2 protein-coding genes are annotated in these 2,599 nt (G+C 47.7%); both read left to right on the top strand.

Annotation, left to right across the window (positions count from 1 at the left end; all coding sequences use genetic code 11):
- The first annotated feature begins 84 nt into the window (after positions 1-84).
- Positions 85-924, top strand: a complete 840-nt coding sequence (locus QN370_RS20395) for a hypothetical protein (protein ID WP_322127157.1) — start codon at positions 85-87, stop codon at positions 922-924.
- Positions 925-971: 47 nt separating this feature from the next.
- Positions 972-2,599 (top strand): hypothetical protein (locus QN370_RS20390; RefSeq protein ID WP_323581820.1); only part of this gene is annotated, 1,628 nt, incomplete at its 3' end.

The following is a 2,599-nucleotide window of genomic DNA, read 5'->3' as shown; positions in this document are numbered from 1 at the left end:
TCGCCCTCCGTCTTTGAACGGAAAATGGCAGAAATACTTCCATTGGGGTGTCCGAAATAACTTGACCACTACAGTAATTTGCACGTGAGTGCGGAATTTTCTATCAGTAAACTAATCCGGTTGTTCTTTTTTTCATTTGCCCTGTCTGTAAGCGCGGTGAAGTCTGTGTATGCTGAGAATCACTTAGCAGAACAATGCCCCTCGGGCGCACCGAGCCATGCTCCGCATGCGATCACTGGGGAAACTTGCCCCACGGTCGGCAACATGAGCGGCGTTCGGCTTGCCATTCCGAATCACTACCTCTTCGGACCGGTCGTCTATGAGGGCGTTGATATCTGGTCGGCTAAATCTTATGAAAACCGGCCGAGGCACCCAACCTTCGACAATGCTTTCGACAATTTTGCGATCAAGATCCGGCTGAACAACTTCAAGCCGATCGAGACAGCAAAGGATTGGGATGATTTTCGGCGCAAAGATCACACAGTTGAAATTCAGCCTTTTGAGAATCGCTGGCTCTACGTGCAATTCAAACCAAAAACTACATCGCAGCCAACGCCGAGCTATCGCATCGAGTTCAACAATTGGATGAAGAACGATGTTGGATGGGGTCCCTTTGTCCGACAGCCTGATGTTTGGGGACTTCAGCATTACATTTCTGCAAAAGCTCCGCAGCCAATCAGCGGTGGCCAGCAACACGAATTTTTTTATGATGCAAAAACCGATTCAACCTTCATTCACTGTAGCAACTCCGTTACGAACCAGCCTCCCCACAAGGCGTTAAGTTCTTGTGAAATCAGCTTCTTTATTTACGAAATAAAAGCCTGGACCGACGCGAGCAACATTAATGTCAAAGACGATCTCGCACGCTGGAAAGAAATCGAAAGCGGTATCCGAACAATTGCAGGGTCGTTCATAGTTCCATAAACCTCTGTCTATTTCTCCACTAGTAAACACTTTTTTATTGGATCGTCATGCCTAACCCATTAACTACCGTTCAACTTCAGTCTGCACGAAAGCTCATCGATCAGGGAAATTTGGTCGGCTTTTACTATTACATGAGTAGCCAAGGTTACGGCTATGCTGATCTTGCAAAGGGTGTGGTGGAATGCAGTCTGACTAACGGCGGCTCAACAGCCCAAAATTTTATGGTTGAAGCTGCGCTGGCTAAGGGAATCACACTTTCTCCTGACAAGATCAAGACGATCGAGACTGGTATGGCATACGGTTACGCCGATGTTTTGATCAAAAACTCAACGTTGCCTAGTAACGGTGGATTTGTTAAGAACGATGTAACGTCCCAGGAAGCATTTAATTTTCACAATTCGGTTTTCGCGGACAATGGTTTATCAATCGACGTATGGACACTTTACGCCCCCTTTAAATATCTTCCGCCGACTACAGTGGAGGCAGACTGGAAAGCTACTATCAATCCAAATAACAGCGCAGGTATCAGTTTCATGACGGGATGGATGAAAGACATGCAGCTCACATCCACGGCAGCGAATTGGTCAGGTAGTAAAGATGCAGGTGCAATTAACGACTGGATTCAAAATGTCACTTTTGATAGTATAAAAAGCATAACGTCGGCTTTCACCGACGTTGTTGGATTGACTAATGCAAGCACCGCCTGCAACTCTGGAACGGCTGAGGCATTAATTCAAATTCAACAAACTGCAACTGTCGCCGCGGCTTCATATGTCCCGCCAATTTCATCACCAACCCGGCCAATTTCAAGTGCGTTTGTTACCTACACCGGAGCGCACACGGCTGTCCTAAACACTTCCCCAAATGGAAAAGACTACGCTACGTTGTCAGACTTGGTGACGTTAGAGTCGGGAAAAGGAAACAAAATTACCGTGGCGGATCTGCTAGCGAATAATCCAGGGTTCAAGAATCCGAATAATATTCCTGTAAACACCACACTTCAGATTCCGAATCGGAACGGAAGCATCGTTACCTACAATGCTGTAAACGGTTCTGTAATCACCACAAATTCTACAACCGGTGAGTATTCCGTCACAACACCTAATACCATGGATAGTTCCGGTGGTTGGGTAGTGTATTCAAGGACGATTGACAGTACAACGGGAGGATTCGTTGTCACGCAGAAGCAGATTGATGTACAGGGAAAGATTGTCAGTGAAGCAATCGGTCATCAGGACAAAAATGGGAACCCGGCCATTGAAACAATGACAGAGAACGTAAGTAAAGATACTGTTGGCAACAAAACTGACGACATTCGTGACTACACCGCCGCTGGGACGCTGAAGGACGACACGATCACCAGCACGAACGCGACCGGTACTTCGGTCATCAAGACCGTCGACAGCAATGGTGACGGCAAGATCGACTTGTCGACAACGACCCTGGATGCCAACAAGGACGGCAAGGCTGAGAAAATTACCACCGACACCTTCAATGCCGATGGCAGCAAGGTAAACGACGTCAAAAATTTTACGGCGACCGGGACCTTGAAGGACGACACGATCACCAGCACGAACGCGACCGGTACTTCGGTCATCAAGACCGTCGACAGCAATGGTGACGGCAAGATCGACTTGTCGACAACGACCCTGGATGCCAACAAGGACGGCAAGGC

The sequence above is a fragment of the Actimicrobium sp. CCI2.3 genome (assembly GCF_035019065.1).
Lineage (GTDB): Bacteria > Pseudomonadota > Gammaproteobacteria > Burkholderiales > Burkholderiaceae_D > Actimicrobium.
This window is presented reverse-complemented; position numbering and strand designations above follow the sequence as displayed.